The sequence below is a fragment of the Tissierella creatinophila DSM 6911 genome, assembly GCF_001940565.1.
Taxonomy (GTDB): Bacteria; Bacillota; Clostridia; order Tissierellales; family Tissierellaceae; genus Tissierella_A; species Tissierella_A creatinophila.
In genome coordinates this window covers 1-26,433 of sequence record NZ_LTDM01000021.1, presented here as the reverse complement: position 1 = coordinate 26,433, position 26,433 = coordinate 1, and the positions used below count along the sequence as shown (strand labels likewise).

Here is a 26,433-nt window from a genome sequence, read left to right as displayed (position 1 = left end):
TAACATAGATTTTAAAAACTCAAATATAATCATATAATCTTTTCATCTCCTATCATTCTAGTTCCATAACAGCCTCTTTTATTTCCTTTTCTATAATATCTTTTGAAATTCTATCAATCTTCTTCTTACCATTTATTATCAAAGTACCTTTAAAAATAACTCCATATTTTTTTATATAATCAAAGTCTTTCCCTGCATAATAAATTTTCACATCAACTTTTCCTTTATGTTTTGCTGCAGCAGCCTCTACAGCTCTGGTATAACCATCACATCCAGATCATGTATTAATAAATTCAACCAATATCTTACTCAAATAAGCACCTCCAACAAATAACTTATGTATGTTTCTTATAATTACTGTCCTAATAATAATAATACGTATTATTAATTATTTATCATTTTAGCTATTAATAATGAAATGTTTTATAAAGTTATTACTTGGTCTAATTCTACGTTTTCTAGGCAACCATAAAGTACTGGAAAACATCCAATAGCTGCTCCAGGTATTATCTTGTCTTGAATCTCTCTTTCAAAAACACATTGATCACAAGCAAGTATTATCATTCCCGTTTCATCATGAAGCTTTTGTAATCTCTCCCCTAAATCTGTGTTCTTTAACAGTAAATATGTATTGTCAAATACAAAAAACATTCCTACAACCTCAGCACCATGACCTTTAGCTTCCATTTGTGGAACAATCATATCTCTTAGGATTGTTCTACTATTATCTGACGATATAACATATGCAACTTTCATATTTATTCCTCCTTTTTTTCTACCTCTAATGATTTTAAAATAATCCATTGCTTTTTAAATAATTTCTTGTTACAATAATAACAATTATTCTGCTTAAACTAAATAATTTCTATATCCTTATCACCCTTTTCCAGTTACTAACTTTAATTACAATTTATAGTAACGCATTACAGTGGTAAAGTCAAGCGTTATTGTTTAAATCTAAATCTAAACAATAAAAGGCCTTGTAATATCTATCTCTAGCTATTACAAGGCTTCTATCATCTAATACCACTGAGTGTTTATACTTTAGTGATTTTTATTTATTATATTTTCAATCATTTATTTTTCATTGTAATCCTTATACTTATCTCTCGGTTTCATCATTTCTACTGAATAATCCGTTATTATACCATCTACTCCCAGCTTTAAAAGTTTCTCAGCTTTATAATCATTGTTTGTAGTCCAAGTAAAAACTGCCTTTCCAGATTTATGAAGCTCTTTTATCATCTTTTTATTTATTAGTAATTCTTTTACGCTTATAAAATCTACTGGCATCTGGGAGAGTTTTTTAGTTGGAAAAACTCCAATTCTTCCTTTAAAAATATAGCCTATAGATAAATCTTTATATTTTTCATTAAAATCTTTTATTATATCATATTCTGCTGTTTGAAATATAGTTTCTTCTAATATTCCTTCTTTTTCTAAAACCTCTATAGTCTTATCCACTACACTCGCTTTTTCTTTATCATGAGTTTTAAATTCTACTAACAAATTGGTTTTTCCTTTTACTTTTCTTGAAAGCTCTTCTAATAATGGAATATCATCTTTCTCTTTTCCATCTTCTAGTGTAACTTTTTTTACTTCATCTACTGTTAAATTGCTTATCTTTTTACGTGTATCTGCTAAACGTTTTAAGCTATTATCATGTATAACTACCGGAACACTGTCTTTAGTCAGTAGAATATCTATTTCTACATAATCAGCTCCATTAGTACCAGCATATAAAATAGTATCTATTGTATTTTCAACCCCATAGTTTCCACCTCTATGCCCTATTAGTAACTGCTTTTCATAAATAGGTATTATACTTTCATCACTATATATATTTACTCCTATTATTATAACTAAAGTTACAAATATAAATGCTTTTATATGATTTCTAATTTTAAATATTTGATCTTGTATAATTTGTAGTATCTTTCCTAGTATCGACCACAGTTTTTTACCAAACTGTCCTAACTTTATCTTTTCATATACCTCTTCTCTATCTAAATCACCAGATCTAACATGCAAGTTATAGTTTTCAAGACTTATTGCCAATATAAATGGTGCTATGAATAAAGTAAATATTGTTATAGATATATTAGATGCACTCCTTATTATTAGGGGTAACATAGACTGTAAAATTTCTAGTATCATAAAAGGTGGATACGTTAGGATTAGCCAAATCAACATTACAATCATCATTAAAAAAGCAATTTTAAATTGTTCATTTTTAACTGTTTTAAAACTAATTTTTGAAGCCTCTTTAAAAGATTTATTACTAAATATCATAATAGGTAGTACTATAAATAATTTTGTAAATAAATATATCAATCCTATCCCTAGTAAGATGGATAATATTTCACTTCCTGGAAATTTAGAAATCTTCTTTATTATCCAATGTGGAAAAGAAAAAATAGGATAAAGGGATGTCTGCATACCAATATTAAAAATCGGAATTAAAATCAAGATATAAAGAACTAATCCTATGTTTTTGTTCTTTATAACGTCTTTCAACTTTAATAACGCAGTTTCCGTAATTTGCAATAATTTTATTTTTTCTTTTTTCTTACCACTATCTAATATCAGTAAAATTACACTTAATTCATAATATACAAGAATTATTGATATAATCATTAAGACTACGATCATAAGGTATCCCGTAGATCTTAGTAAAAACCTAGTTATATCTTCATTAACTAAGAACATATATGATCCATCTTTATTAAATAAAGAAACAATAATTTCTATAATTGGCTTAAATATTACCAATATTACCCCTTTGTAAATCACTTCAAATAATACTAGATATATAAATGTATCATAAATCATTCTTAAGGAATTATTTAATATCCTCTTTTCATTTAATACTCTTTTTTCCATATCTTTAACCTCCCTTCATATATAATGCTTTATACCCTAGTATTCTTTAACTATGCTATAACTACCATTTTGTTTTTTCCCATATATTAGTTTATATAATTACTACACTTTTTTATTTAAAGAACCTTACCTCTTAAGTTTTTCTCAATAAACTTGGTTTTTTTGAAATTCTAGTATCTTGCTTTTTCTTCCCATAAAAATAGCTCCTCTTTGTCTGAAACAGTTTTATTATTTAAACTATCTATTACAAGAGGAGCATATCAATTTAAATTAAATCAGGGATTTTACTTATTTCTTTGGTTTAATTGAAATCTTTATAAGATTGTATTTACTTTATTGTTAACTTTTATCTTTATGGGTATTTTTATCTTGGGTTTTTCTGTATGTCATCATTTATTTTTTACAAATATTCCATGAAGTTCTACATAATAATCTGTTTTTTCCTTTATCTGATCCCTATAAATGTTAATATTATCAAACACCAATAGTATTGAAATATCTTCTGTTTCTATTATTACGTTCATATCTTCAAATGGTACTTTAATTTCACTATTTTGTTTTGAATTATATTTGATTGATAAATCTGATAGATATTTACTCATATCTTCTTCAACAATTATCTTGTCTTCAAGTTTTACTATAATCTTAGGAACTCTTTGAAATTCTCTTGTTATCATAATCTCGTAACTTCCATTTTTCCCTTTAAATCTATTAGTTGTATCTGACTTCTCATTTGGTAGGACTCTCAAACTCAAAGAATAATCACTTATATCTATTGCATCTGTTTCAAGCCTAAAGTTACTTGAAGTGTACTCTGATGGGTCTGGATATACTCCATAAGTCTTTTCAAATCCAAAAGTATCTTTAAAAACCTTTTCATCGTTTAAGTCTTTCTTAAACCAAATAGGAGTATTTTGTTTCTCAGAATATGAAATAAAATCTACTGCATCGGTAATCTCACCTCTTATTACATATTCAACTTCTTTATTATTAGATACTATCTTATCATCTACTAAAAGTTTTTCATTGATTAATGTTTTCCTTAGTCTATTTACTTGAGAGTTAAAAGTAATATCTTGATATCCAATGATTGGCAATACCCAGATTATTGAAATCACAATTGCTGTAATTGCAACCTTTCTATATGCTTTATCCTTTAGGAAAATTAATAGTAATACGGATATAATCGCAAAAATCCAAATCATTAGAAACGAATATTCTGCGGTCTTTAAACCAAATTTATTTAACTGAGCGAAAAGTGCCCATGCTTCAAATATTAAAATTAAAATTCCAGCAAAGGGATATACTCTTTTGTAAAATTCAGCTATCTTGGTATCATGTTTGGATACCATTATATAGAGCCATATTCCTATAATTACATAACTTGATGCAATACTAGATAATTGATTAAAGGACACATCTACACCTTTTAAAAGAACTCTTACAGACCAAATTAAAAGAACTACAGTCAAAGCCATTATAATCGGTATCAAAATATAATCAAATAATACAAATATAAATCTTGGTTGCTCTTTTACTTTATCAATTTCCTCTTTGTTTTCTGTTCCTCTAAAACTTGGAAAATATCCTAAAAATATAGTATATGTCAAGAATCCAACAGCCACACCTAGATATTGATAGACTCTAGAATCTAAATTCCTATATACCAATGCTTGAAATGCTCCTAGCACACCAGAAACTCCTGCCATTATTACTAATCCATAGATAGCTGAAATTATAAAAGCTCTCTGAGTAATAAAAAACGAATCACTAAAAGTATCTACAAATTTAGATTTTGAAGTTATATATACAAATGCAACTATACTTACAAATATAGCAACACTTACTCTTGCCATAGCAATATCTGATAAATAAACTATTTTATCTTCTCCAATTTTTCCACCATAAAAATATAAAAGTAAAAAGCTTATAATCGCCAATACAATACCAGATACATTTGCTAATACAAAGGATGATTTTTTCCTATCAGATCTTACTTCTTCTAAAGCTACAGTCGCCATAGAAAATACAGCACCTAAGAAAAAAGAGATTTGAATACTGTCAAATAAAAGAGTATATGTTTGTTGTACTTCCCAATCCATTGTTATCTTTATAATTGCAGTAATACTAATCACAATCGCACTTATAATAGCAGCTGGAAATCTATAAAATGATTTAGCAGCACCTTTAAAAACTTTTTGAATTTGCAAACCTAAATTAATCATAATATAATCTCCTCTCATATAAGTAAATGTTTATATATATTATACCCACAAATACCATATACAATTTTAAATGTAAAATATTTTTATTTTAAACTTTTACCTACTTCATTTATTATTTCTATAATCTATGTTATAATAAAACCCATTAATAGAGATAAAAAATACTATGTATTCTTAATTTTCTTACTGGAGGGGTTAATTTGAAATTAGCTGAAGCATTGATTCTAAGAGCAGATTTACAAAAAAGAATAGAACAAGTCAAAAGCAGATTAAGAAATAATATTCTAGTACAAGAAGGGGAAAGACCAAGTGAAGAACCGGATTTTTTATTAAAAGAGCTTTTTTCCAATCAAGATGAATTATCAAGCCTTATTAAAAGAATCAATACAACTAATAATCTAACTAGATTTGATGATAAATTGACATTGGCAGAGGCTTTAGTTGACAGGGATATTTTACTTGAGAGAAGATCTATATTAGCTAATGCTGCTGAAGAAGCAAGTGTAAAACCAGATAGATACTCTAGAACTGAGATAAAGTATGTAAGTATTATAGATGTTAAGGAGTTTCAAAAAGAAGCAGATAAATTATCAAAAGAGTATAGAGAACTTGATACAAAAATCCAAGGATTAAATTGGATTATTGATCTAGTTTAAAATAGCAGGTAGCTTTTAGATATAAAGGTGAGTATAAAAATTTTTCTACTGATGGAGATTTGGGGGCAAAGTCTGCGGTTCGATTCCGCTTTAACAAATTACGCTCATAAAAGTTACACCAGTACAAATTATTTATAATTGTTACTACCACATACTAATTTATATTTAAAGCGAGGGTGGGTAAGGGGAAAATAAGTATAGAATGTGGATTTAATTACCACATTCTATACTTATTTTAGTAAAGATATTAAGGAGATCATCAATGCTTGTAGACTCTTTTTCTTTTCCAGAACGATCAAGAATGATATTTCCTTTGTCCATCATTAAAATACGATCTCCGTATTCAGCAGCATAGCGTAGGTTATGTGTAACCATCATTGCTGTAAGTTTTTTCTCGCGAACAATCTTATCGGTTAAAATCATAATTGTTTCAGCTGTTTTGGGATCAAGTGCTGCGGTATGTTCATCTAAAATTAAAAAATCAATAGGCGTTAAAGTTGACATAATTAATGAAACAGCTTGTCGTTGTCCACCAGATAGAGCACCGAGCTTAACATGGAGTTTATCCTCAAGTCCAAGGCCTAGTGAAGATAATTGTTCTTTGTAATAATCAATACGAGATTTATTTAAAGCCCAAGATAATCCGAAAGTTTTTCCTTTATGATCGGCAAGTGATAAGTTTTCAAGTATTGTTAAATTTGGACAACTCCCCATAGAAGAATTTTGGTAAACCCTACCAATACTATTATGGCGTTTATGTTCAGGCATTTTAACAATGTTTTTACCATTGATTATAATTTCACCTTGTTCGATAGGTATATTGCCGCAAATAATGTTTAATAGAGATGTTTTACCACTTCCGTTACTTCCAACAATAGATACAAATTGACCATCCTCTATTGTCAAATTAAAGTCATCAAAAAGACACATTTCGGTAACAAGACCGGGATTATAAATTTTGGTGATGTTTTTAAGCTCGAGCATTTTTGCTCACCACCTTTGTCGTTTTTTGCTGATAATTTCCATAAACTAAAATAACTAAGAAAAGAATGCTAGTTACAAGTTTTAATAGATTTGCAGGAAGACCAAGAGTTAAAGCAACTTGAATACATGCTTTATATACAATGCTTCCAACAAGGACTGCAGTTGTTCCTTTTACAAAACCAAATCGTTTAAAAATTGTTGTGCCCATAATAACTGTTGCAAGTCCGAAAACAACCTGCCCAGTTCCCATCGTGCTTGAAAAAGAACGTTGTTCTTGACAAACAATAGAACCAGATAGTGCAACGAGTGCATTGGCAATTGTTAATCCAATAATTTTCACAGTCCCTTTATCCTTTGCGAGCATTGTTACAACAAGATCATTATCGCCAACAGCTCTAAGTAAAAGACCGTTTTTTGTCTTGAAATAAAGGTCTAATATAAGTTTAAATGCAAGGGCAATAATTAGTGTGATAACAAGTTTACGATAAATAAGAGGAATATTTCCAAATAATACGTTAAATATACCACTTGTAAAAATTGTATCAATCGTGCGATCAACAATAAGGTTTGATCCAGCAATTTGTAAATTAATAGAGAATAGTCCAGTCATCGTAATAATTCCTGCAAGCAAGGCACGTATATTTAATCGTACATGAATAAATCCAGTAACTAACCCTGCGAGAGCACCAAAAGCTAAGGCAACTAGTAATGTTAAATAAGGATTTACATTATTGGTAAGTAGAACTGCGGTAATGGCAGCACCAAGAGGAAAACTGCCATCAACAGTCAGGTCTGGAAAGTCTAAAATTTTGTAGGTAATATACACAGCATAGGATAATAATGCGTATATTAATCCTTGAGTTATAGTATTTACAGCTAAATCAATTATATTCATAATAAATTCTTCTCCTAATCAAGTTCTACAGGAACAGTATCTTCTTTAATGGATTCAGGTAATGTTATGTTAAGTTTTTCCAGCGCATTTGTATTTGTATATATATGATAATCCTTGATTGTTTCATAAGGAAGATCAGTAGCTTTGGCTTTACCTGTTAAAACTTTTGCAGCCATTTCACCAGTACGAATACCTAGTTCAATATAGTCAATACCAGCAGCTGCAACACAGCCTAATTTCACTTGTTCAATTTCACTACCATAAATTGGAATTGAAGCAGCATTTGTTTTATCTAATATAGCAGGTAAGACACCAACGACATTGTTATCTGTTAAATTTGAAAAAGCATCGACATCTTTGGAAATCAATGTGTCCACTGCTTGAGTTACTTCAGATTGTTGAGTGATTCCAATAGCCTCAATAGTAAAACCATAATTAGGAGCTTTTTCTTTATATTCAGCAATGGCTGAGATTGAGTTTGGTTCGCTTGTTGTATAGGCTATCCCGATTGTTTTTGCATCTGGTTGCATTGCCCTGATAAGTTCAAGTTGTGCATCAATAGGTAGTTTATCACTAGTACCAGTTACGTTTCCTTTGTCAAGTTTAGCTTCAACAGGATCAGTAACCGCTGTAAATATAACAGGTATATCTTTCTCTTCTGTTGCAGCATAAAGAGCAGTTGCCGATGGTGTAGCAATACCAACCATTAAATCGACATTGTTTGAAGCAAATGTTTGAGCAATCTGTGTGTTAATAGAATCATCAAACCCAGCATTTTGGTAGTCGATTACAAAATCTTCACCTTCCACTAAACCAGATTTTTCTAAGCCTTGAATAAATCCTTCTCGACAGTTGTCTAAGGAAGCATGTTCTCCATATTGAGAGATTCCAATTTTGGGAATTGAATCTTTGGAACATCCAGTTAAAATTGTTGCTAGTAAAGATATAGTTAGTAGTGTTAATAGTCCTTTTTTCATAGTTAATCCCCCTCTTATAATATGTTTAATTTAATAATTGCCTTTAGTATCTATTTAAAATAAAGAAGCACAGCTTCTTTAAACCATAAAAAAACTTCTGTCCTATAACAATAGGACAGAAGTTATATCTTCTGCGGTACCACCTAAATTGATGCAAAGCATCCACTTAATACGTACAAATATACGTTTCCATTGGATAACGGGCTGGATTCCCGTTGGTCATTACTAGGCAATATGCCGTTCCTACCACCTTCATGAGCCCATTCCATATGACGAGGACTGTTGCAATTTCACCACCTGCAACTCTCTTAAAATCTTCCGAACACATGTACTTTTCTCATTCTCTAGTTTATACGTTTTGATTTATACTTATAATACACTTAAAGAAAGTTTTTGTCAATAAAAACTTTAAATATGTTTAGTATTAATTTAAAATAGAATAAATAAATATAGATTTATCCTTCTAAAAAGGGATGATTTTTCGAATTTAAAGATGTTAGATAAGCCTTTATTAAACGCACTTTTAGATGAATATGTATATTTTCATGATATAGCGAATGAATATAATATTAAAACTGCTGTAGATTGTTTTATATTGGGATTTATTTATCTAATTACAGAAGTAAAATAGTTTTGGCATATGTCTACAGTAATGGAGCAAATAATCTCATGATTCTTCCAGTTAAAGTCATAAATATATTATATTTCTTGATATCATTTAAAGTGACTTTCTGTGACTGGTCTAAAGTCTTCCTAAAATCCAATTTAATATCTGCAATAGCGCCTGTTTCTTCCATATATAAACCACATTCAAAATGATGGTATAAACTTCTATAGTCAAGATTAACCGTTCCAACAACTGCCTTCCTGTCATCACTTAGAAATTGTTTTGCATGCATAAATCCTGGTGTATATTCATAGATTTCCACACCAGAGTCTATCAACTCTTTATAGTGGCTTCTAGATTGAGCGAATACAAACTTTTTATCTGGTATATGTGGCATTATAATTTTCACATCAATTCCTCTTCTAGCTGCAAATTGTAAAGAAGTTACCATTTCACCATCTAAAATTAAATAAGGTGTCATAATATAGACATAATCTTCAGCCCGATTTAATATATCCATATATATCATTTGTCCTACTTTATCGTTATCTAATGGAGAGTCACCATAGGGTATTACATAGCCTTTTTCTTTTTTATCTAGTGCTTTTGATTTATATAAATCCATCATGTAAGTCCTATTTTCTTCACTGGCATTCCACAATTGTAAAAACATTATTGTAAAGCTTTCTACTGCCTGACCTTGTATCATAACAACTGTATCTTTCCAATGACCGTATACTTCTATTTCATTTATATACTCATCTGCAAGGTTAATCCCTCCAGTAAAAGCAACTTGTCCATCAATTACTAATATCTTTCGGTGATCTCTGTAATTATAATGAGTTGAAAGAAAAGGACGAATTGGTGAAAAAACCTTACATTGGATACCTAATTTTCTTAATTTATCAGGATAGTTATGGGGCAATAATGCAAATTCGTTAGTTCCATCGTACATAAATCTAACTTCCACACCATTCTTTACTTTATCAGATAAAATCTTTAAAATTTGTCCCCACATATAGCCTTCATCAACTATAAAATATTCCATAAAAATAAATTTTTCAGCTTTTTTTAACTGTATTAACATTTCTTTAAAGGCATCTTCACCTAGAGGAAAGTATTTTGTTGAGGTGTTTTCATATATTGGATATCCTCCTGACTTACCAGTATATGTAGCTAGATTATAAAGTCCTTTATTTTCTTTTTCTAATCTTTTCATTAAATCTTCTTGATCCATAAATTCTTTTTGGGTTTCTTCTACTATTTTTTTAATTCTTTTTTTGATAGTTCGGTGTCCTATATCTGTTTGTATGAAAATATAAAGCATACCCCCGAATCCAGGAAATAGCATAATCATTGTAATCCAAGATAACTTAACATTTGTATTATGTTCTGAGTTAATTACATATAAAACCATGATTATTGTAAAGGCTAATAATGTACCAACTGTAAATGGAATTAAACCTTTTAAAAACTTAAATATCCTCATTAATACTAGTATTTGAGTTAGTAAAAGAATAACAACAATGCCAGTTCTTCCAAATATTATTCTAAGTATTCCACGTTTACTTTTTTTAAGGAGCAAAATTTCATTAGACTTATTTGTACTCATATTTTCATTCCTTTTTTTATAGTATTTTATAATAGCAATTGAATATATCTTTATTATATTGGCTTTATATGTTTTCAGAAGCAAACTATAATAATTAAACATATCAATTTTCGTAATCTAATATGATATTCTTATCTATTATAACTATCATTAGCATATACTATCATTTTATCTAAATCTATTATAGCTCCTATATACTTCATAAAATCAATCCCTATAATCCCATTTATATCAAAGCCATAATCCATAACTCCAATTTCAATATTAAAATTCTCTATTTCTAAATTCCCAAATATTATTTTATCAATATTTTTCTTATATACAAATTCTACTCCTCCGACACCTGAAATAGTTTCTATAGTATCTTCTTTTTCTATTGTAATTCCAATTTTATCAACTTCATCCATTTTAAATATAGTACAACCAGATCCTGTATCTAAAAGAATATTATCTAAGGTTATTGACTTTCCTCTATACTCAATTATAATTTTACAAAATGGTAAATCATATTTATAATTTAATTTAACCATATTTCCTAACCCCTATCCATCTTCTTTCTTCTATAATTAATTTCTTATTTTTAGTATGATAAACATACATTTCTCTAGATTTATCTTTTTTATGCATCTCAGAATATTGTTCTAAAGCTTTTCTGCTTTCATCAAAAGAATTAATAACTGAAAGATCTTTAATAATCCTATTCCCATCTTTTGAGTATGATTCTATAGCTTCAAACAGTAGCCATTTATTTGGATAGTTTTTTACCGCTTCATTCCATTTCACAACAATACACTCCCTTCGAGAAAATATTAATATATATTTATTTTACCATATATAAATACACCATACATATATATTACCCTTTTTAAAGTTTCTACACCTAATATATAGGAAATAAACCTTATAACAACTAATTCTTCTAGCTATTATAAGGTTTAACTTTTTACTATATCAACTTCATATAGATGAAATCTTAATGAAGTTTGGAATTATTCCTACTCTTTTTTTATATTATCGATTATATGCAAAAACTTTCAATTTAGAAATTATTTATCAGTTCATTTATGTGGTGAAAAAAAGTTGGTAATCAACACCAACTTTTTTCTCTTATGCTTATTCTCTATATTTATCTAAGAATTGAAGCCATTAAAACTTTTTCTGTTCCCCGATATACATTAACTTAATAACTCAAGTGCCTGGCGTCGATTAGTCTCTTTCTTTAATCTGTACAAATTACGGATCTACCTCCTTTTTATAAATTATATTATATTTACCGTGAACTACTCTCCATTGACCTTTGCAAAGTTTTTTATTTTTAAAGGTAAGTATTTTAAATTCAATGTCCCATTCCATAGCTTTAACAATGAATTTATTATCTTTAGATACGTTTGTTATTTATACGTATAGTATACCCAGTTTATTAGTAAAACACCACTAATATCGAGTTTATATTGATACATGTGATATCTGCTAAATCAAGATTTAAGGAATTCATCTCCTCATTGAAATAGTAAAATAAAATTTAGATATCATTTTTTATAGATTATTATTTTATGTTTAAATTTTATTGAATCACAAGATATTTTAATACATAAAAAATTATTTTATGATATTATTAATCATAAGCATTGCCTCTCATCTAAGAGGATGGGAGTAATATCGCCTAAAGAAAGATAGAACTGAAGAAGAAAGAATATACAATAGCTTCTATATAAAATATGGTCAACAAATAGTATTTTGGAAAGGAAGAGGTATTTTGGAATTTAATCAATTGGAAGCATTTGTAAGCATTGTAAAGCATAAGAGTTTTTCCAAAGCTGCTAAAGAACTATATTTAACTCAACCGACTATCAGTAATCATATTCAGAATTTAGAAAAAGAACTATTAACTACTCTTTTAGATAGGAAAAGTAAAACTATAACATTAACAGATTCTGGAAAACTTTTCTATAAATATGCTGTAGAACTTATCAATATTAGAGATCAAGCTAAATCAAATATTATGGGTCAGTTAGATAAAATTGAAGGTCAAATTGAGATAAATGCTAGCTCTATTCCGCAACAATATATTTTACCTTATATAATTAAGGACTTTACACAAAAGTATCCTGGTATTTCTTTTTCTGTGACTAATAAAAATTCAAAAGATATAATAGATGATATAGTTGAAGGTAAGCAAAATTTTGGAATAGTAGGTGCAAAACATAGCTCTAGAATGCTGGAATATATAGATTTTTATGAAGATGAACTGGTTTTAGCTGTACCTAACAATAAAAACTACCAAATTTACACAAATGAATCTGTGGACATGGATATTTTATTTTCAGAAAAGTTTATTTTTAGAAAAGAAGGTTCAGGAACCAGATTATTAGTGGAAAGGTGCCTTTCAGAAAAAGGTATAAGTTTAGACGATCTAAATATTGTCTCTCTATTAGATAGTAATAAAATGATTAAGAAGATGATTGAACTAGAATTAGGTGTTAGTTTCATTTCAAAGATATCTATTAAAAATGAAATTGATTTAGAATTAATTAAGCCCCTAACAGTAAGAGGCTTAAATTTAAGACGTAGTTTTTATTTTGTCTATTCTAAAAATAGGACCTTATCACCTATAGTAGAAGCTTTCAAGGACTTTTTAATCCATTGGACTGGTATTAATCCTTAGAACTGAAAACCTATTAGTAGACTTTATGAAGAAAGCCCTAACTAGGAGAATCAGGGCTTGTAATATTAATTGTATTGACTTATTTACTTTCCTACAGTTACTGTAGTTTTACTCTGTGCAGATCCTGTTAAGAATTGAATATATTTTAATAACACGTATAATACCATTAAAACGGCAACAATCTCTTCAAATTTTACAATATATCTTAATACGTATATAGTTTGTCCACTATTTACTAAAAAGCCATTAGTAAGTTTTATAGAAATTGCAGATATAACCAATGGGAATGTAAATCCAGAAAAGCTTGGGTAGAACTTTAATTTTAACAACTTTGGTAGCTGTGATAATACAAAAATATAGTTTAATTGTGACAAAATAACTAATCCCCATACAATAACCATATTTTTAGTTTCAAAAGAATTCATATAACCTGCTAGACAAAGAGCAACAGGGGCTGCAAATATTGCTAAAGTTGGTAATGCAGGTTCTGGCATAGTTCCCAATCTAACCTTTTTAAAAACTATTGGTAATAGTAGGAAATATGACACTATTCCTACCCAGAAAAAAATCTTACCTAAACTCTGCATTTCAAAAACTGGTGCTGTAACAGAGCCTACAACTATACCTACATATACAATAAACCAACTTGGAAACACCTTTTTTATATCTAATTTTATTATGTAATCCATAGTAAACTTGACCATTAATGCTATATGTCCTAGTATACTAACAATCCACATTCCAAATGCGACATTTGCTGTAAATGGTTTTATATAGGTTGCTAATAACATCATTCCCATAGTTAAAGTAGGGAAAACACTAGCTACTACTGGATTTTTTAATTCTTCTTTTACTGCACTTGGATATTTGATTATCTTTGCTAATAAAAATACTAATAAAATTGCAGATATAATTCCCAAAATATTCCTATATAATGTTCCATAAGACCCTACCAAATTTCCACCCGCCGCTAAAGCTAGCATCAATCCAGCCATTGGTATAGGTATCCTTTTTAATAACTGATTCATAACAATCCTCCTTCTTTTCAATTATGATTCCCATCATCAGCGAAAATAAGATTAATACAATTAACCAATATCTATTTTCCCACCAGTATATGACCCATCATCATAATTTTCGTTAAATTTGATTCCACTAGCATCTAATCCACGTTCTTTTAATCTCTTTTCAATACCTTTCTTTTTGTCATTTCTTTCAAAAGGATTGGTTGTTTCTTTAACACCCATCACAACTTCATTCCACTTTTCAAAAGGTATACCCATTCCTATTTCATCTACTTGCCAATCTGCAACTAAACGAGTACCTGGACATAATAAAGTGATATTAATATCTCCAGTATTATACGGATAGGTTGTTAAATCGTGGCAAACTGCTTGCAAACCAACAGTTTTTAGGTTATTTGTGTAACCATTAAAATAGCCATGTCCTTGTATCATTCTCATAATATTATAGGGGCTGCTAACCATAACTACAACATCAGGATCTTCTTTATAATCTTCAAGTGGCATAACTACTATGCCAACAGGTTCCTCTTTTAAAAACTGCATTTCATCACTAATGCTTTTTGATGTTTCTACATCTTTATAAATATTTTTGGAAAATCTTCCCTTTCCATTTGCCATTGGCTCAGGTACTTCTTTCATTTTCAGAGCCATTGCTCCATTAGGGCATGCTTGGTTTTCTTTAGTAAGTTTCATAGCACTACCTTTACTTGCAAGTTGTACTGAGTTGCAATATGTAACTTTAGAATTTCTTTGAGGAATTTCAAAATTCTCGAATTCATCCTTATCAAAGAAAAATTTGATACCTACTGGCTTACGATCTAAATCTAGATATGATTCTATCAAGTCGACACTATTTTTAATATCCATCTTTTCTCCTCCTAATAATTCATTATATTATTTCTATAGATTATAATTATAGCATCTGTTTTCGAGACTTAACAATTGATATAATTTATGCAAATCAAGTTTAATATAGATAAAATCTATACTAATCTTTGTCCTATAATTCTTGTATCTATAATTTATTTTAATACATTAGTAAAAGATTAAAAAGATTAGAACAATAACTAGTAACTCTAAGTTTTCTCAAAGAGTTCTTATCTACTATATTGTAATGAGGAATAGTGACCTTTGCCCCTATTCCTCAATTATAATATATATCTAATTCATTAGCCTTACTCATTTTCTATAGGATTTTTACATTTCATCAAGAGCTATGCTTACATCAGTGAATTTGGTTTCACTAAGGGCTTTCTTACTCTTTAATAATGTATCTATATCCTTTCTTTTTTCAAACTTATTGGCAAAAAGAATAGCCAGAGGATAATTGTTTTCATCAAGATAGGCAAGAGCAAATTCCTTTTCATTTAGGGAGCCTCGAATAAATATATTATCCCAGCTTCTAGTATTCCCTAAATATTCAAAGGTTTGATCATATTGATCAGTCCAAAAATATGGCTCTTCCTTATATTCACTACTTTTTTCATTTAAAATATTTCTTGCAATTGAAATAGCTTGCCCCCATGCATTTTCCCAATGTTCTATATGAACTAAGCGTCCATTATAGGGCCACATGGTAATATCTCCACCTGAATAAATATTTGGTAGGGAAGTTTCCCCATATTCGTTAACAATAATGGCCCCTTTTTCCATCCCTAGTGAATCTACTTCAAAGGATAGATTTGGTCCTACCCCTACTGCTATTATTGCCATATCACATTTAATAGTTTTACCAGTCTTAGTTAGTATAGAAGCTATATTACCATTTTCATCCTTAATAAATTCTGCTGTTTCCTCATTAAAAATAAAATTCACTCCATGGTCTTGATGCATTTTTGTAAAGTATTCTGATGCTTCCCCACCAAGAATCTTTTCAAGTGGTTTCCCAGACCTTACTAGGACTGAAACATTTTTCCCTAATTGTCTAAAGGTTGATGCAAACTCTAAACCTATAAATCCTGTTCCAACTATTACAATATCCTTAATATTCTTTGACCATTTTTTAATGGCTATGGCATCTTTAAATTCTCTAAGGTAAAAGATTCCTTTAGCATCATCTCCAGGTAAGCTAAGCTTACGTAATTTAGATCCTGTGGCAATAACTAAATGGTCATAGGGAATTGTTTCATTACTATCAGTTGTTACAGTCTGCTCCTTCCAGTTGATAGAATCTACTTTGGTATTTAACTTTAAATTAATATTATTTTTTTCATAATATTCCTTTTCCTTTAAAAGTGGAGGATCCATCTCCTCTTTATCCAGCATCCATTCTTTTGAAAGCGGATAGGTATTATAGGGCAGTACATCTTTCTTGTCAATAATAGTTATATCTCCATCAAATTTGTTTTTTACTAATTCTATCATTGTATAGGTTCCTGTAATAGATCCACCAATTATTACTACTTTCTCTCTCATGCTTATCTCTCCTCTTTACATCAAGTAGCACTTTTCCACCTTGAACTTTCCCGCTATATAACATCGGGGCATAATTTAAGTAATTAGAGATAAATGCCAGACCAAAAAAAGTCTAGCATCTAATTCCTGATTTTCAGAAATTTTATCCCAAATTAAAATTCTATTTATATAATGCAGGAACATTTACAGTAAAATAATTTTTATTGCATTAGCCTGCCCAGGAATACTTAAAGTCTCTTCAGGACCATAGAGTACCAACACTTCCTTGCCTATAATGTCTTCTTTCTTTAATTTATTACCTTGTAAATCTACTATAGAGCTATCTTCATTTATTTTAATTTGAAGTGTGTTGTCTTCACTAATTAAGTCATCATTAAAGTTAGAAACCTTTACCCCTAAGTTGCTTTCCGCCTGTCTAATGACTAAAGCTCTTGCATTTACAATAGGAGGTATACTTTTGGTCATTGGAGAATCTTTTCCATAAATTACTTCAATCCTATTTCCTTCTTCAATATCTACAGTCTCTATAATTTCTTGATTTTCATCATATACAACTACTGTTTCATCTGTTAGGTTAAATGAAATATTTTCAAATCCACTTTCTTCGTCATCCCCTTTAACAGTGATTTGGTCTCCTTCACTATCAGCAATTTCACTTACTGTGCCTGGGTAATTGATATATTTAGAATCGCCTATGGAATCTTCTACAGAATTACTATCTTCTTTATCTTCATTTTCACCTTTATTTTCTTCTTCATTTACATCTACATCGTTTTGCTTGCCTTGATTATTTTTATCTCCTGAATCTGATGTACACCCTACTGAAACAAGTAAAGTCATCATCATAACAATGATTAATCCCATTATTTTCTTGGTTTTCAATTTCATCTCTCCTCTAAAATTTATACTTATCTAAATATTTATTACCCCAGTAGTGTAATATTAATCTCAGGGTTTATAATACTAACTTTAGAAAGGCTGGGTCCTACTCCAACTGTTCATTTCATATCATCCACTATATGCAGAAGCTTTCAATTTAGAGATTATTTAACAGTTCGTTTTTCTTCTATACTTCTGTTTAAAGCAGATTTTAAATTTATTTTCCCCTTCCAGCCCCAGTTCCACTAAGGGTTATTTGTTGGACTCTTTCATACATTTATGGTAAACTTTATGTGAGTTTATATAAGTTTATATGAGTTTCTATAATAGCTAATATTGACACTTTTTCATCTATCTATATACCAATTATCTATCTGCTTAAGGCATTTAGAAAGGAGGTTAATATGAAAAAATTACTTCGCATCTTATTGGTTATTTTAACGGTATACCTCTTATACGCATTTGTATTTTCCCTTGTAATTTATGCATTTGAAAATCCTACTATAGGAGGAAAGGATCAGACTCCATCAGACAATCAGGACAATAAAACAACCCGTGCAAGCCACAGGGTTCAATTAATAGCATCACCACAAGATGCCCTAACTGCTAGGATCAAACTCATTGAAAGCGCTAATAAGACTCTCGATATTGCTTACTTCACCTTTAGAAATGGTGAAACTTCCCTGCTTATGCTAGGCAGCATTATAGACGCAGCTGATAGGGGTGTGGAAGTTAGAATCTTACTAGATGGGATGTCTTCTTTATCTTCCTTAACCTCAGAATTTTTGCCTATCCTATACGCTGCTAATGCCCACGAGAAAATAAGTTTTAAATTCTATGATCCCATAAACCCCTTGTTCCCCTTTAACTGGAGCAAGCGTCTACATGATAAGATGATTATTTCAGATGATTATCTAGGGATAATGGGTGGCCGTAATATTGCGGATAATTATTTTTTAAAACCCACTCGATGGACAACTTTTTCTAACGACCGAGATGTCCTTATTTATATAGACAAGACTAAAGGAGACTACCCTAGCGTTATAACTGATATGAAAAACTACTACCAAGAAACATGGGATTATAAATACTCTAAGCCATTTAGAAGAAAACTATCTGCAAAAAAACTGCTTGAGAGTGAGGGCATCCGCGAAGAATTAAAAGTCAACTATCTAAATTCAGCTTATGTTAGCCCTAAAAATGCAGGTTCCATAGACTGGCTCAGCCATACCATGCTTGCCCAAGATATTACCTTTGTTCATAACCCTGTTGGGGTGATTAACCAGGACCCTTGGTGCCTAAGAGCCTTATTATCTCTGTCGGCCCAGGCTAAAGATTCGATTTTTATGCAAAGTCCTTATATTATCCCCACAAGAAGGATGAAATCTGTCTTTAAGGACTACGATATTGACTTAGAAAAGACCCATATTCTAACTAATTCCACCTACTCAAGTCCAAATCATTTGAGTATATCAGCCTACCAACGCCACCGAAACACCATGGCTGAAAACAAGGTTACCATTCATGAGTTTCAAGGTGAAGGCTCCTTGCATGCTAAGACCTATATCTTTGATGATACCATTAGTGTACTTGGTTCCTTTAACCTAGATGCTAGAAGTAGCTATATTAATAGCGAATCCATGCTTGTCATTTCTAGCAAGGAATTTGCCAGCAAATTAAAAGGAAGTATTCAAGGGGATTTAGATAAGAGTTTAATCGTTGATCCAGATGCTTCTTACCGTTTTAGTAAGCACATAAGCCCTGGGGAAGTAGGCAAGCTAAAGCAAGTTGTTATTACTGTTTTAGCTAAAATAACACCTATATTAGAGCATATACTCTAACACCCAATAAGAAGTAAATATTTGCATTAAAACCACCATAGATTCTTTTAATAAGATCTCTATGGTGGTTTTTTGTGTAGTTGATAACTCATACTCATGGGCTTAAATGTATTCAAACCATTGATTTTCCATCAGCTAATTAAAAATTGCTAGTATAATTTTATTTCTAAAATGGTAAATTATCCATTATATAGTTTTCTTTCATTCGTTTTTCTTCAGAATTTTTATAAGCAGTATGCTCTTTTAATTCAAATTTCTCTACTTTTTTAGCTCTCGAACCACGTATAAATAAATAAGCACTATCTAGTGTAAATGTTAAGATGAAATTTGTTCTTTCCAATGTTATCTAATATAATATGTCCATATTATATTAGATAATTACCATAGAGTCAACTAACATTGGAAAGAACCATTTTGGGGTTGACATTTACAAAAACCTAATTTATTCAGCTCTGATGTTTTAAGTATTCCACCATTCTTCTCAAACTCAGTTATCATTTTTTTATTTTTATTCATTTTACACCTCATTGTTTGCTTTTGTTTTTAAGTGCAGTCTTATAAGTGCATTTTATTATTATACAGCTTTGTTTTAAGTATTTATTATTATTTTTATAATTTTGAAACGTTGCTTCTATCGATTCATTTATCGTTGCAAACCAGTACAATTATAGCACTATCGTTGCACAACGATTAAATCAATACATTATTTTAAAAATAAAAATATTTATTGAATTAACTTTAGTAAAAAAATAGTACTATTTTTTTATGCAAAATAGTGATAATAAAAAGAAGAGGTATAAGAAGCCTCTTCTAGAATACTGTATAACACTCAGATTAACTTAAAGTAACTTTTGAAATTATTCCAAGCAGTAGATTTTCCAGTTTAAAATATATAATTTAATTTAACCATATTCCCTAACCCCTATCCATCTTTTTTCTTCTATAATTAATTCTTTGTTTTTAGTATGATAAACATACATTTCTCTAGACTTATCTTTTTTATGCATTTCAGAATATTGTTCTAAAGCTTTTCTGCTGTCATCAAATGAGTTAATAACTGAAAGATCTTTAATAATTCTATTTCCTTCTTTTGAGTATGATTCTATAGCTTCAAACAGTAGCCATTTATTTGGATAATTTTTTACTGCTTCATTCCATTTCACAACAATACACTCCCTTCAAGAAAATATTAATATATATTTATTTTACCATATATAAATCTTCCATATATATTACCCTTTTTAAAATTTCTATATCTAAGTTATATAAAACAAACCTTATAACAACTAATTCTTCTAGCTATTATAAGGTTTAACTTTTTACTACATCAACTTCATATTGATGAAATCTCAATGAAGTTTGGAGTTATTCCCACTCTTTTTTTCATATTATCGATTATATGCAAAAACTTTTAATTTAGCAGTTATTTATCAGTTTAATTCTGTTCTGTCATTTTATTTTGCATCCATTTATAATTTATTTCACCCGTTCCAGTCCCAGTTCCGGTTGGTTTATCATCATTAGTTTTAGATTTTACCCTATCCAAGATTATGTTTATATTATCTTCATTAGTGAAGGCATCTAATTTTTTGGTAATATAATATCTTTACGCAGATTTAATGGATACATTATGACTTAACAATACCTGAAATTCATCACTTAAAGTAATGGTCCACTTAGATACAATATATTTTTATAATTTTTATTAACATTGGTCAATACATTATTTAATTTTGTTTGAATTTCACTTCTTTTTTTATATTTTTTGAATCTATTATATCTCCAATAATAGATAATAGGATTTGATTGGCCACTAAATTCACCTTTTCTACAATATATTATTTCTATTATATCAAAGTTTATGCCTCCTGCCTTAGAACATCCCGAATCTCTCATCACTGAAGTAACGGGGTTCTTATCTAATTAAACTTTCCCTACACTCTCATATCAGCTATATTAAGCTATATATCTTGCTTTTTATTCTTTAAATAAATATTTCTATCATAACTAATTCTTAGATATAGGAAAATTTTAATTACTTTATTTTTATCCATAAAATCCGTCAAATAAAATAATGTTTTTTCATTGAAATTCTTTAATGACTTTTATATTACCATAGATAAACAAGTATGCTCTGGTATTTAAAATTAGTGGCTGATATAATAAAAAGTAATATATCCTAGGGAGGTGAATTATTTGGAATTGAAAACGTTTTTTGACTTTTGTTCTGGTATTGGAGGAGGAAGACTGGGGTTAGAAAATTGTGACCTTGAATGTATAGGATCATCTGATACTAGTAGGCTTGCAAATATTACTTATGAGCTTTTGTTTCCGAATAAGAATAATAAAAATTATGGTGATCTAAGGAAATTTAATCCTAAAATAGCACCTAAATTTGATATTTTGATAGCTGGCTTTCCATGTCAAAGTTTCTCTGTTATAGGAAAACAGACTGGGACTAAAGATCCTAGAGGTCAAATTATTTATTACCTAATGAATATTTTAGAGAACAGCAAACCTCAAGTATTCATCTTAGAAAATGTAAAAGGTCTTATAAGTCACGATGGTGGTAAAACTTTTAAAGAAATAATACTATCATTATCAAAAATTGGATACTCAGTATTTTATAGAGTTCTTAATAGTATTGATTATGGTGTACCACATATGAGACAAAGGGTTTTTATAGTTGGTTTCCGTGAAGATTTAAATATTGGTACACAAGATTTTTCTTGGCCTATCCCTCAGGGAAGAGTAAATATAGCAGATTTTTTATTTCCTGAAGATAATGAAATGAGTCCTGAAGATAAAAGATGGTTCTATTACAAATATCTTAATAATGAAAAAAATAAAGGAAAATTTGATATCAATAATATTTTAAATCAAGAAAACCTCATCGTAGACACAAGAATGTCAGATTTAAGACTTTATATTAATAGAATGCCAACTTTAAGAGCTCATAGAGACGGGATCTACTATGTAAGAAACAAAAAAATGTATTACTTGACAGGTGCTGAGGCATTATTATTTCAAGGATTTAACCACGAACATGTATCCCGTGTTAAAAATAAAGTAACTAACAGAAACTTACTGATGCAAGCAGGTAATGCAATGACAGCAAACGTTGTTGAAGAAATCGGAAAATCAATATTAAAAACACTCTCAGGAGGTAAATAGTAAATGGAAAATTGGAGAAAATTTGAATTGGAATGCGTGGACTATTTAAATAAAACCTACGGAAATTACTTCAGTCACTTAGGATTCAGTGATTCAACTACAAGTGATATAGAATACAAAAAGGATAAAAAGTCTTTTTTTATTGAAGCAAAGATGCCCTCAGCACAAAGTGGACAATTTGTTTTATTACCAGATTCTGATAAAAAGGAGTTTGTATTTTCACCAAGAAATAAAAGTAAAATTGATGAAAATGTTGAGTTTATTATAGATTACATGAACGAAAACTTTTCCAAATATGAAAATGCTGGAACTAGTGGAGAAAAAATCTATCTTTCCCAAGAACTTTTTAGCAATTGGATTATTAGTAATTATAAAAATCAAGGTGTAGAATTTTTTATAACAAAAGGAAAAGATTTTATAATATTCCCTATTGAACAGTATAGCCAATACTTTAAAATAAATTGTAATTTTAGAGTTAAAAAAAGTGGATCGAGTAATGTTCCCAAAAGTCGCCAAAATGATGTTCTCAATCAGTTGAGTAACATGAATATAGAATTTGTTCTGTTAGATAATTTTATGATTAAATCAACTCAGTCAATTGATAACATAAGATTTTCTATATCAGAATCCGATTATATGATTAGAAAATATGATGGTGATACTTACAGAATTAGAAAGCTATCAAATACAAATAACCCAAATGTTATTTTTAGTATTAAATTAATTAAAGATCAAGATAAATTTGATTTAGAGGAATTTAAATCAAGACTGTAAAAACTCCCCCTAAATCATTATATTGATTTAGGGGGCAAAGTTTAAGCACCATATATTATAATTAGGCTAGTTCTATTTTCTAAGTCTTGTAGATGTATTACGCAACTTTCTTATTAATTTAAATAATAGCTAATTGCTTAATACCACTATATTGACAATTTAAAGCTTCTCCTATTTGCTCTGTAATAAGCTGTAAAACATCTATTACTACAGAATTTCCTAATTGTTTATAAGCTTGATTTTTATTAGGGTTCAATTTATAAGTATCAGGAAAACCCATAAGTCTTGCACATTCACGAGGATGTAGTTTTCTAGTCTTACCATCAATTAGATATCCACCAGTTTTAGAAAATACACCACCACCATATGCTGATAATGTAATAGCAATACCTTTAGGAGAATAAATTCTTTCACCTTGACCACCTTTTCCTACCATACCTACCCGAATTGTAGAGTTAAAGTTTTCAGTAGTTTCTGCTTTATCATTTAACATTAAATCATCTCTTTCAATAATATAATCAGTAACCTTATTATTTGGTAATAAAAAATCTTCAACATATCTATCCAGTTGAAAAGGTTTAGGAAAAGTAAAAGTTTCTCTTATAATATCTTCTCTAAAACAAACCATATATATACGCTCTCTTTTTTGAGGCATACCGTAGTGAGTAGGATTTAATACTTCATAATCAAAACTATAACCTAGTTCTTGCATAGTTTCTTTTACTACTCTTAATGTATTACCACCATCATGAGTAGCAAAGTTCTTTACATTTTCTAAAAACACAACCATAGGTTTTTTTTCTTTTATTATTCGAGCAACATCAAAAAACAAGGTACCCCTGCTATCTTTAAATCCTTTTTGTTTTCCACTAATAGAAAATGCTTGACAAGGGAAGCCAGCACATAAAATATCATGATTTGGAATATTCTTCTCATCTACCTGTGTTATATCTCCATCAGGTATTTCATTAAAATTCAAGTTATAAGTTTCCTGAGCATATTTATCCCACTCGTTAGAATAAACACATTGTGCACCAAAAGATTCAAGAGCAAGCCTAAATCCACCTATTCCTGCAAACAAGTCTATAAAGGTATATCCTTTTAGTGTTTTTTTCTTTATATCAAGCATAATTTCCTCCTTCTTTAAATACAAATTACATTACTACCTTAGATTAAGGTGTTCCATTAGTGCTTCTTGTAATAGCCTTGAGAAGTTTACCCCGGCTCTATTTGCTTCCTCGTTTAACCAACTTGGTATAGTTAAGTTTTTCTTTACTGCCCTATTATCATTCTTTTTTCTATATTCTGTAAAGTCAACATCTACTAGAGTAAGGATATCTCCTTCTTCTGATTCCTCTTTTATAGAATAAGGCTCTGGCAATTCTTTTTTATCGTCTTGCATATCTATACCTACTAATCCTATTGCATCTCTAGCCATTGCTATAGCATCTGCAACATCTGTTCCTTGCGTACTGATATTAAAGTCTGGGATTCTTACATAATAATCTCCTTCTTCTTCTTTAATTATAATTGGATATGCCCTTTTCAATTCATTCACTCCTTTGTTTTATAATTATTTTATATTGTGGATTTGATGATTAAAGAAGCTAGGGCTTAAAGCCCTAATTTCTTTAGATTGTTTTTGCTAACTTTCCGTTTATTTCTTTATGTCTGGGGATTGGTTCTATGTATTTTCCATTTGTGTATATGCCATGATTTCCCCATTCCTTTTTAAATACCAACCGTTCCTTTCAAGAAGATTAACTAAATCTTTTCATATATCTACCTTCTGTTAATTATATTATGCTCCTTTTATGCGTATTAGTCAATGTTTTTTTAATATTATTTACTTTAATTTAATCTTAAACAAATAGTTTATATGAATTGTAAATGTTAAGATGAAACTACACAAATATTAGAATCTCAAAGTACACAAAATTGTACATTCTTATTTTCCATTAATTGTACATTTACATTAGCTCCTATATCCCCTGTTAAAGCTATATAACGATTGTACTTATACACTTTCTATTCCTAAGCTTTGAAGGTTCAGATTCTTTGAAATAGAGCCCTTTAAGAAGATAATTATTATCAACACCTTTTTTAATATTTCTTTATTTATAGTATCTGGTATGGTATTATTTATACTAACTGAGATGGTCATATATCAATGGTGTTATTAGAATTTTATAGATATAAAAGATTTAATACAATTAGATTTAGGAGAAAAAACTGGTCTTAATGATACTAGAATTAGATATTAGAACTCCTAAAGAAGACATAGCAAATAAGATAGCAGGAGCTTTAAAAATAAACACAGATTATCTTTATGATGGAGATTATCCTTATAGTATTGAGGATATTATGAGATTATTATTTAAGATGGATGACATTTCTAATCTTAAGATTTATAAGATTGAGGTTAAGCCAGAAGGGGATGTAAATTATAATAAAGAAAGATATGCTATTTACTTCGAAGGTCTTTCTACAGCAGAAACATTAAATGAATTAATTGCTTTATGGATGGATTGAACCAAGAGAAAAGACTAATAGAACTCAATAAAATAGCAAGAACTCAATTAAAGTCATTACTAAATAATCAAAGTGTAAAAAGATTAGAATAAATATAGTATATAGAAAAAACAAAAGTCATAATAGCTATATTTAAAAGTCTATTAATTTATTAAATTGTATTTCTGAGATTTTCAATTCTAACCGTGTCGAAATCGACACGGTTAGAATTTTATTATTAATATTTTTTTAGCAGTAAAATAATATTTTTTTAGCAGTAAAATAATATTTTTACGGGTAGATTTATTAT

26 protein-coding genes and 1 other annotated feature are annotated in these 26,433 nt (G+C 29.3%); of the genes, 7 read left to right on the top strand and 19 right to left on the bottom strand.

What is annotated here, in order from left to right; genetic code table 11:
* Positions 1-52: 52 nt before the first annotated feature.
* From saoT to TICRE_RS06665, 4 genes are all read right to left on the bottom strand, one after another.
* Positions 53-313 (bottom strand): thioredoxin-like (seleno)protein SaoT, encoded by a 261-nt coding sequence (saoT, locus tag TICRE_RS13745; RefSeq protein ID WP_269843979.1) that lies wholly within the window; start codon positions 311-313, stop codon positions 53-55.
* Positions 314-423: 110 nt separating this feature from the next.
* Positions 424-756 carry a DsrE-related protein SaoD gene (gene saoD, locus TICRE_RS06675; protein ID WP_075726395.1) on the bottom strand — a complete coding sequence of 111 codons (333 nt, stop codon included), beginning with the start codon at positions 754-756 and terminating at the stop codon, positions 424-426.
* Positions 757-1,077: 321 nt separating this feature from the next.
* On the bottom strand, positions 1,078-2,883 hold the full coding sequence (locus TICRE_RS06670) for a glycerophosphodiester phosphodiesterase family protein (RefSeq protein ID WP_075726393.1): 1,806 nt from the start codon (positions 2,881-2,883) through the stop codon (positions 1,078-1,080).
* Positions 2,884-3,272: 389 nt separating this feature from the next.
* Complete coding sequence (locus TICRE_RS06665) at positions 3,273-5,108, bottom strand: DUF4153 domain-containing protein (RefSeq protein WP_075726391.1); 1,836 nt, start codon at positions 5,106-5,108, stop codon at positions 3,273-3,275.
* Between the two features lie 200 nt (positions 5,109-5,308).
* Here TICRE_RS06665 and TICRE_RS06660 point away from each other — a divergent pair, with 200 nt between their 5' ends.
* Entirely contained in the window at positions 5,309-5,764 is a 456-nt protein-coding gene (locus TICRE_RS06660) for a DIP1984 family protein (RefSeq protein WP_075726389.1), read from the top strand.
* Positions 5,765-5,974: 210 nt separating this feature from the next.
* On the opposite strand, the gene TICRE_RS06655 is transcribed toward TICRE_RS06660, so the two are convergent.
* Genes TICRE_RS06655 through TICRE_RS06645 form a run of 3 tightly spaced genes read right to left on the bottom strand, consistent with a single transcriptional unit; the run spans position 5,975 to position 8,620 of the window.
* Positions 5,975-6,748, bottom strand: coding sequence for an ABC transporter ATP-binding protein (locus TICRE_RS06655; RefSeq protein WP_075726387.1), 774 nt, complete (start codon positions 6,746-6,748; stop codon positions 5,975-5,977).
* Complete coding sequence (locus tag TICRE_RS06650) at positions 6,735-7,643, bottom strand: ABC transporter permease (RefSeq protein WP_075726385.1); 909 nt, start codon at positions 7,641-7,643, stop codon at positions 6,735-6,737. Before TICRE_RS06650 ends, TICRE_RS06655 begins: the two co-directional genes overlap by 14 nt.
* Positions 7,644-7,657: 14 nt before the next feature.
* Positions 7,658-8,620 (bottom strand): ABC transporter substrate-binding protein, encoded by a 963-nt coding sequence (locus TICRE_RS06645; RefSeq protein WP_075726383.1) that lies wholly within the window; start codon positions 8,618-8,620, stop codon positions 7,658-7,660.
* 108 nt (positions 8,621-8,728) lie between these two features.
* Positions 8,729-8,974, bottom strand: a binding site (T-box leader).
* A 139-nt stretch (positions 8,975-9,113) separates the two neighbouring features.
* Between TICRE_RS06645 and TICRE_RS13220 the strand changes: the two genes are divergently transcribed.
* Positions 9,114-9,251: a hypothetical protein gene (locus TICRE_RS13220; RefSeq protein ID WP_158016455.1), complete on the top strand. Its 138-nt coding sequence runs from the start codon at positions 9,114-9,116 to the stop codon at positions 9,249-9,251.
* Between the two features lie 13 nt (positions 9,252-9,264).
* On the opposite strand, the gene cls is transcribed toward TICRE_RS13220, so the two are convergent.
* The 3 genes from cls to TICRE_RS06630 all read right to left on the bottom strand — a co-directional run bounded on the left by cls (position 9,265) and on the right by TICRE_RS06630 (position 11,622).
* Positions 9,265-10,839: a cardiolipin synthase gene (gene cls, locus TICRE_RS06640; protein WP_075726381.1), complete on the bottom strand. Its 1,575-nt coding sequence runs from the start codon at positions 10,837-10,839 to the stop codon at positions 9,265-9,267.
* A 131-nt stretch (positions 10,840-10,970) separates the two neighbouring features.
* Positions 10,971-11,369, bottom strand: coding sequence for a retropepsin-like aspartic protease (locus TICRE_RS06635; RefSeq protein WP_075726379.1), 399 nt, complete (start codon positions 11,367-11,369; stop codon positions 10,971-10,973).
* Complete coding sequence (locus tag TICRE_RS06630) at positions 11,362-11,622, bottom strand: hypothetical protein (RefSeq protein ID WP_075726377.1); 261 nt, start codon at positions 11,620-11,622, stop codon at positions 11,362-11,364. Before TICRE_RS06630 ends, TICRE_RS06635 begins: the two co-directional genes overlap by 8 nt.
* Positions 11,623-12,595: 973 nt before the next feature.
* Between TICRE_RS06630 and TICRE_RS06625 the strand changes: the two genes are divergently transcribed.
* On the top strand, positions 12,596-13,504 hold the full coding sequence (locus TICRE_RS06625) for a selenium metabolism-associated LysR family transcriptional regulator (protein ID WP_075726375.1): 909 nt from the start codon (positions 12,596-12,598) through the stop codon (positions 13,502-13,504).
* Between the two features lie 83 nt (positions 13,505-13,587).
* Here TICRE_RS06625 and TICRE_RS06620 read toward each other — a convergent pair whose 3' ends face one another.
* The 4 genes from TICRE_RS06620 to TICRE_RS06605 form a co-directional block, all read right to left on the bottom strand.
* A complete protein-coding gene (locus TICRE_RS06620; protein ID WP_075726373.1) occupies positions 13,588-14,532 on the bottom strand; it encodes a TDT family transporter in 945 nt (314 codons plus the stop codon).
* A 60-nt stretch (positions 14,533-14,592) separates the two neighbouring features.
* Complete coding sequence (locus TICRE_RS06615; protein WP_075726371.1) at positions 14,593-15,396, bottom strand: DUF169 domain-containing protein; 804 nt, start codon at positions 15,394-15,396, stop codon at positions 14,593-14,595.
* A 330-nt stretch (positions 15,397-15,726) separates the two neighbouring features.
* Positions 15,727-16,944, bottom strand: coding sequence for an NAD(P)/FAD-dependent oxidoreductase (locus tag TICRE_RS06610; RefSeq protein WP_075726369.1), 1,218 nt, complete (start codon positions 16,942-16,944; stop codon positions 15,727-15,729).
* A gap of 183 nt (positions 16,945-17,127) precedes the next feature.
* Positions 17,128-17,826 carry a hypothetical protein gene (locus TICRE_RS06605; protein ID WP_075726367.1) on the bottom strand — a complete coding sequence of 233 codons (699 nt, stop codon included), beginning with the start codon at positions 17,824-17,826 and terminating at the stop codon, positions 17,128-17,130.
* Between the two features lie 401 nt (positions 17,827-18,227).
* On the opposite strand from TICRE_RS06605, the gene TICRE_RS06600 reads away from it, so the two are divergent.
* Positions 18,228-19,664 (top strand): phospholipase D-like domain-containing protein, encoded by a 1,437-nt coding sequence (locus TICRE_RS06600; protein WP_075726365.1) that lies wholly within the window; start codon positions 18,228-18,230, stop codon positions 19,662-19,664.
* Between the two features lie 166 nt (positions 19,665-19,830).
* On the opposite strand, the gene TICRE_RS13215 is transcribed toward TICRE_RS06600, so the two are convergent.
* The 3 genes from TICRE_RS13215 to TICRE_RS13210 all read right to left on the bottom strand — a co-directional run bounded on the left by TICRE_RS13215 (position 19,831) and on the right by TICRE_RS13210 (position 21,560).
* The gene (locus TICRE_RS13215) at positions 19,831-20,004 is read right to left on the bottom strand and encodes a hypothetical protein (RefSeq protein ID WP_158016453.1); all 174 of its coding nucleotides are present in this window, start codon (positions 20,002-20,004) and stop codon (positions 19,831-19,833) included.
* 562 nt (positions 20,005-20,566) lie between these two features.
* The gene (locus tag TICRE_RS06595; protein WP_075726363.1) at positions 20,567-20,827 is read right to left on the bottom strand and encodes a hypothetical protein; all 261 of its coding nucleotides are present in this window, start codon (positions 20,825-20,827) and stop codon (positions 20,567-20,569) included.
* A 496-nt stretch (positions 20,828-21,323) separates the two neighbouring features.
* Positions 21,324-21,560, bottom strand: coding sequence for a hypothetical protein (locus tag TICRE_RS13210; RefSeq protein ID WP_075726361.1), 237 nt, complete (start codon positions 21,558-21,560; stop codon positions 21,324-21,326).
* 300 nt (positions 21,561-21,860) lie between these two features.
* Between TICRE_RS13210 and TICRE_RS06585 the strand changes: the two genes are divergently transcribed.
* Entirely contained in the window at positions 21,861-22,838 is a 978-nt protein-coding gene (locus TICRE_RS06585; protein ID WP_075726359.1) for a DNA cytosine methyltransferase, read from the top strand.
* A 3-nt stretch (positions 22,839-22,841) separates the two neighbouring features.
* Positions 22,842-23,612: a PDDEXK family nuclease gene (locus TICRE_RS06580; protein WP_075726357.1), complete on the top strand. Its 771-nt coding sequence runs from the start codon at positions 22,842-22,844 to the stop codon at positions 23,610-23,612.
* A 118-nt stretch (positions 23,613-23,730) separates the two neighbouring features.
* Here the strand turns inward: TICRE_RS06580 and TICRE_RS06575 are convergent, their stop codons facing one another.
* Together TICRE_RS06575 and TICRE_RS06570 are read right to left on the bottom strand one after the other, a co-directional pair.
* Complete coding sequence (locus TICRE_RS06575; protein WP_075726355.1) at positions 23,731-24,741, bottom strand: DNA cytosine methyltransferase; 1,011 nt, start codon at positions 24,739-24,741, stop codon at positions 23,731-23,733.
* Positions 24,742-24,774: 33 nt separating this feature from the next.
* Positions 24,775-25,161, bottom strand: coding sequence for a type II toxin-antitoxin system HicB family antitoxin (locus tag TICRE_RS06570; RefSeq protein ID WP_075726353.1), 387 nt, complete (start codon positions 25,159-25,161; stop codon positions 24,775-24,777).
* Between the two features lie 692 nt (positions 25,162-25,853).
* Here TICRE_RS06570 and TICRE_RS06560 point away from each other — a divergent pair.
* Positions 25,854-26,144: a hypothetical protein gene (locus tag TICRE_RS06560; protein WP_075726351.1), complete on the top strand. Its 291-nt coding sequence runs from the start codon at positions 25,854-25,856 to the stop codon at positions 26,142-26,144.
* The last annotated feature ends 289 nt before the right edge of the window (positions 26,145-26,433 follow it).

What these genes read in the sequence shown, in the direction of transcription:
- TICRE_RS06655 (WP_075726387.1), bottom strand. Translation starts at nt 6,748, where the DNA reads ATGCTCGAGCTTAAAAACATCACCAAAATTTATAATCCCGGTCTTGTT.
- TICRE_RS06645 (WP_075726383.1), bottom strand. Translation starts at nt 8,620, where the DNA reads ATGAAAAAAGGACTATTAACACTACTAACTATATCTTTACTAGCAACA.
- TICRE_RS13220 (WP_158016455.1), top strand. Translation starts at nt 9,114, where the DNA reads ATGTTAGATAAGCCTTTATTAAACGCACTTTTAGATGAATATGTATAT.
- TICRE_RS06560 (WP_075726351.1), top strand. Translation starts at nt 25,854, where the DNA reads ATGATACTAGAATTAGATATTAGAACTCCTAAAGAAGACATAGCAAAT.
- TICRE_RS06575 (WP_075726355.1), bottom strand. Translation starts at nt 24,741, where the DNA reads ATGCTTGATATAAAGAAAAAAACACTAAAAGGATATACCTTTATAGAC.
- TICRE_RS06670 (WP_075726393.1), bottom strand. Translation starts at nt 2,883, where the DNA reads ATGGAAAAAAGAGTATTAAATGAAAAGAGGATATTAAATAATTCCTTA.
- TICRE_RS06635 (WP_075726379.1), bottom strand. Translation starts at nt 11,369, where the DNA reads ATGGTTAAATTAAATTATAAATATGATTTACCATTTTGTAAAATTATA.
- TICRE_RS06665 (WP_075726391.1), bottom strand. Translation starts at nt 5,108, where the DNA reads ATGATTAATTTAGGTTTGCAAATTCAAAAAGTTTTTAAAGGTGCTGCT.
- TICRE_RS06580 (WP_075726357.1), top strand. Translation starts at nt 22,842, where the DNA reads ATGGAAAATTGGAGAAAATTTGAATTGGAATGCGTGGACTATTTAAAT.
- saoD (WP_075726395.1), bottom strand. Translation starts at nt 756, where the DNA reads ATGAAAGTTGCATATGTTATATCGTCAGATAATAGTAGAACAATCCTA.
- TICRE_RS06650 (WP_075726385.1), bottom strand. Translation starts at nt 7,643, where the DNA reads ATGAATATAATTGATTTAGCTGTAAATACTATAACTCAAGGATTAATA.
- TICRE_RS06620 (WP_075726373.1), bottom strand. Translation starts at nt 14,532, where the DNA reads ATGAATCAGTTATTAAAAAGGATACCTATACCAATGGCTGGATTGATG.
- TICRE_RS06610 (WP_075726369.1), bottom strand. Translation starts at nt 16,944, where the DNA reads ATGAGAGAGAAAGTAGTAATAATTGGTGGATCTATTACAGGAACCTAT.
- TICRE_RS06600 (WP_075726365.1), top strand. Translation starts at nt 18,228, where the DNA reads ATGAAAAAATTACTTCGCATCTTATTGGTTATTTTAACGGTATACCTC.
- TICRE_RS06615 (WP_075726371.1), bottom strand. Translation starts at nt 15,396, where the DNA reads ATGGATATTAAAAATAGTGTCGACTTGATAGAATCATATCTAGATTTA.
- cls (WP_075726381.1), bottom strand. Translation starts at nt 10,839, where the DNA reads ATGAGTACAAATAAGTCTAATGAAATTTTGCTCCTTAAAAAAAGTAAA.
- TICRE_RS13210 (WP_075726361.1), bottom strand. Translation starts at nt 21,560, where the DNA reads ATGAGAGATTCGGGATGTTCTAAGGCAGGAGGCATAAACTTTGATATA.